Annotated in this window: 2 protein-coding genes and 2 pseudogenes; all 4 read right to left on the bottom strand. The window is 71.1% G+C overall.

The features are described from left to right. Positions 1 to 103: 103 nt before the first annotated feature. A pseudogene (gene trpB, locus AC2W7C_RS14055) lies at positions 104 to 1,316 on the bottom strand (tryptophan synthase subunit beta). A gap of 34 nt (positions 1,317 to 1,350) precedes the next feature. Continuing rightward, complete coding sequence (locus AC2W7C_RS14050) at positions 1,351 to 1,992, bottom strand: phosphoribosylanthranilate isomerase (protein WP_486001992.1); 642 nt, start codon at positions 1,990 to 1,992, stop codon at positions 1,351 to 1,353. A 196-nt stretch (positions 1,993 to 2,188) separates the two neighbouring features. After that, positions 2,189 to 2,926, bottom strand: coding sequence for a 16S rRNA pseudouridine(516) synthase (locus AC2W7C_RS14045; RefSeq protein WP_486001993.1), 738 nt, complete (start codon positions 2,924 to 2,926; stop codon positions 2,189 to 2,191). Between the two features lie 55 nt (positions 2,927 to 2,981). After that, positions 2,982 to 3,880: pseudogene (locus AC2W7C_RS14040) on the bottom strand (class I SAM-dependent methyltransferase). Positions 3,881 to 4,287 lie beyond the last annotated feature (407 nt).

Here is a 4,287-nt window from a genome sequence, read left to right as displayed (position 1 = left end):
CCGGCTGCGGGGACCGGGGGCCGGCGCGGCGGTGTCCTGGGCGACGCCGGCAGCCGCGAGAAGAACCGCGGCGGCGGCCAGGATGAGGGTCTTCATTGACAGGCTAGAGCTCCACGCCCAGGTGCTTCGCGACGGCGAAGATGTCCTTGTCGCCCCGCCCGCACATATTCAGCACGACATCGCCGCCCTTGCCCACCTCTTTCGCGATCTCGCCCACGCGGGCCAGGGCGTGGCTGGGCTCCAGCGCCGGAATGATCCCTTCCAGGCGCGAGCACAGCTGGAAGGCCTCCAGGGCCTCCTGGTCGGTGGCGGCGCGGTACTCGGCCCGGCCGATATCCTTCAGCCAGGCATGCTCGGGCCCGATGCCGGGATAGTCCAGGCCCGCCGAGATGGAATGGCCTTCCAGGATCTGCCCGTCCTCGTCCTGCAGCAGATAGGTGCGGTTGCCGTGCAGCCAGCCCCGGCCGCGCCCTGGATGGAGGCCGCGTGGTCCGGGCCGTCCAGACCCCGCCCCGCCGCCTCGACGCCGATCAGGCGCACGCCCGCGTCCTCGATGAAGGGGTGGAACAGGCCGATGGCGTTCGACCCGCCGCCGATCGCCGCCACGCAGGCGTCGGGCAGCTTCTCCTTGCGCGCCAGCATCGAGGCGCGGACCTCGCGGCCGATGACCGACTGAAAGTCGCGCACCATGGCCGGATAGGGGTGCGGGCCCGCCGCCGTGCCGATCAGGTAGTAGGTGTCCTCGACATTGGTCACCCAGTCCCGCATCGCCTCGTTCATCGCGTCCTTCAGCGTGCCGCGGCCCGAGGTGACGGGCACGACCTCGGCGCCCAGCAGCTTCATCCGGAACACGTTGGGCGACTGCCGCTCGACGTCGGCGGCGCCCATGTAGACCACGCAGGGCAGGCCGAAGCGGGCGCAGACCGTCGCCGTCGCCACCCCGTGCTGGCCGGCGCCGGTCTCGGCGATGATCCGGGTCTTGCCCATGCGCATGGCCAGCAGAATCTGGCCCATGCAGTTGTTCACCTTGTGGGCGCCGGTGTGGTTCAGCTCGTCGCGCTTGAACCAGATGTCGCGCCGCCATGATGCTCGGTCAGCCGCTCGGCCAGGTACAGGGGGCTCGGCCGGCCGACGTAGTCGGTCAGGAAGCCGTCCAGTTCGGCCTGGAACGACGGGTCCGCCTTGGCCGCCTCATAGGCCGCGTTCAGCTCGTGGATCAGCGGCATCAGGGTCTCGGCCACGAACCGCCCGCCGTAGGGACCGAAACGGCCCTCCGCGTCGGGATAGGCGTAGCTGTTGGGCAGGGCGGCGTTCACGGCAATGGGTCTCGCGCGGGGGGAGCGGCGGAAATCAGGCGGCTCGCGCCGCCTCGAGGAACGCCGCGATCAGGGCCGGGTCCTTAACACCTGGCGCGCTTTCCACGCCAGAGGACACGTCCGCCAGGGGAGCCCCCGTCGTCCGGATCGCCGCGGCGACGTTGCCGGGGTTCAGCCCGCCGGCCAGGAACCAGGGTCGCTCGAACGTCCGCCCGGCCAGCAGGGTCCAGTCGAACGACGCGCCCACGCCGCCGGGCAGGGGGGACCCCTCGGGCGGCTTGGCGTCGAACATCAGGTGGTCGACGACCGGGATCCAGTCGGCGGCTGCGTCCAGGTCGGCCGCCGTCCGCACCGGCAGCGCCTTGACGATCCCCGCCCCGGTCAGCATCCGGGCCCGCGCCGCCTGCTCGGGCGTCTCCGAACCGTGCAGCTGGATCAGGTCGGGCTTCAGGATCAGGGCGATCTCGGTCAGCAGGGCGTCGTCCGCGTCCACCGTCACCGCCACGATCTTCGCCCTGCCGCGCGCGCGTTCGAACAGCGTGGCGGCCCGCAGCGGCTCGATGTGGCGGGGGCTTTTCGGGAAGACCACCGCGCCCACGAACGCCGCGCCGCCGGTCAGGGCCGCGTCCAGCGTCTCGGGCGTCGTCAGGCCGCAGATCTTGGCGTGCGCGCTCATCCGGTGCAGGTGCCCCTGCCGTCAGCATCGGTCAAGGGCGGCCGTTCCCCCCAACACCCGCTCATCCCGGCGAAAGCCGGGACCCAGTGCTTTCGTCGGATCGCCGGCGGATGGGATCGATACCGCGCGCTGCGTCCTGGACCGTTCTTCCAAAGGTCTAGGTCCCGGCTTTCGGCGGGATGAGCGGACCAGAAGGTCATTGAAAGATCCGGTCGATCTCGTCCTGATCCAGCAGCCGCCACTCCCCCGGCGCCAGATCGTCCGGCAAGGCCAGGCCGCCCAGGCGTTCGCGATGCAGCGCCTCGACGTGGTTGCCGACCGCGGCGAACATGCGCCGGACCATGTGATAGCGGCCCTCGGTCACCGAGACCCGCGCCTCGGTGGGAGAGAGACCCTCCAGCACCGCCGGCTTCAGCGGGCGGTCGTCGTTTTCGAGCAGCAGTTCGCCGGACGCGAACAGCGCCGCCTCGGTCCCGATCAGCGGCCGGGCCAGGGTCGCGCGATAGACCTTGGCGACGTGCTTCTTCGGCGAGATGATCCGGTGCAGAAGCTCGCCGTCGTCGGTCATCAGCAGCAGGCCCGAGGTGTCCTTGTCCAGCCGCCCGATCGTGGAGATGGCCGGGTCCCGGCGGCGCCAGCGGTCGGGCAGGACGTCGTAGACCAGCGCCCCGTCCTCCTTGTGCGAACAGGTCATGCCCAGCGGCTTGTGAAGCAGGACGACCAGGCCGTGCGGCGGGTCCAGAGGCTCGCCGTCGATCTCCATCCGCGACGGCAGGTCCGGCGTCACCGCGATGCGTTTCGAGACATCGGTGACGTCGGCGCCGTCCAGGACGATCCCGCCGGCCTTGCCCAGGCGCGCCATCTCGGCGCGCGAGCCGTAACCGAGCGAGCTCAGCAGCTTGTCGACGCGGGACGTCGGTGTCTTTCCACCCACTTTCGTCACCTCCCGGCCTCGCCATGCTCGCCGCAGGATGACGACGGCAAGGTCCTCACTTGATCGCCTCGAACAGCTTGTACCCGCCGGCGTCGGCGACCAGGCGCACCCGCTTGAAGGCCGCGTTCAGCTCGGCCTCGTAGGGCAGGTGCCGGTTGGCCACCAGCCACAGCACGCCGCCCTTCTTCAACAGGCCCGCGGCCTTGTGAATGAAGGCCTGGCCCAGGCGCCGATCCTCGGCGCCGCCGTCGTGGAAGGGCGGGTTGGAGACGACGAAATCCAGGTCGCCGGCCTCGTCCAGCGTCCGGGCGTCGATCTGATCGAAGGTCGCGCGCGGATCGTCGACGTTCCGGCGCGCGGCCTCGACGGCGCGGCGATCCAGATCGATCAGCGTCAGCGCGGCGACGGCCGGCGAACGCAGCACTACGGCGGCCAGCGCGCCGTAGCCGCAACCCAGGTCGATCCCCGCGCCCTTCATCGGCGGCAGGTGCTGGGCCAGGAGCGCCATCCCGGATCGATCCGGTCCCAGGCGAACACGCCGGGCTGCGACCAGGCCTCCAGGCCGGGCACGACGCGCGGCGCGCCGGCGGCGACCGCCTCCTCGATCCCCGCCAGGGTCTCCGGCTTCACCACGATGCAGCGGCGATGGTGGGCCTTGGCGCTTTCGCCGACCTCGACGCCGAAGGCCTGGAGCTCCTTCTTCAGGCGCGAACCGCCCTTGTCCTTCAGCGCCATGACGTCCAGCCGGCCGCCGACCTTCAGCGCGCGCAGGGCCAGGGCCAGGACGTAGCGCCGCTCCAGCACGCCGGGCGGGGCGTAGATCACGATCTCGTCGGCCGAGCCTTCGGCCACGTCTTCCAGCGGGGTCGCGCCCGGGATGAGCGGAGAGGTCTGCGTCGCCGCGCCGGGCGGATCGAACACCGCCGGCGGGCGGCCGTAGAGGAGGGTGGTCATCTGCGCGCCTATAGCGGGATTGCGCGCCGCCGCGAACCCGCGCCTTCTCCCATCCACCTCTCCATCGCCCCTTCAAGGCGACGGGGAGGACAGACGGCGCAGCCGTCAGGTGAGGGCGACGCCGGCCGCGGCCCATTGAGCGCCGACCTCCTCTTGCTTTCGTCATCCCGGCGAAGGCCGGGACCCAGCGGCGCCGGAGCGCAGCGCAGGCGATGGTTCCGCGAGCCGTGTGCGTGACAGCTTCGCCCTTCGGCGCCGCTGGGTCCCGGGGTCGCTGCGCGCCCCAGGATGACGAAAGCGGAGCGGCCGAGCCGGAACGCCCAGTCGGGTTCAGCGAAGAACATCGAGCGTTTTCAGCCTCCTGACCCTTCGTCATTCCCGTATTCCCACACCCCTCGCCGCCCGGC

It is taken from the genome of Brevundimonas sp. CURTG3B2_SDJG, assembly GCF_057364705.1.
This window is presented reverse-complemented; position numbering and strand designations above follow the sequence as displayed.

Bases quoted from the DNA above. Each gene is read 5' to 3' on its own strand.
- AC2W7C_RS14050 (WP_486001992.1), bottom strand. From the start codon at position 1,992: ATGAGCGCGCACGCCAAGATCTGCGGCCTGACGACGCCCGAGACGCTG.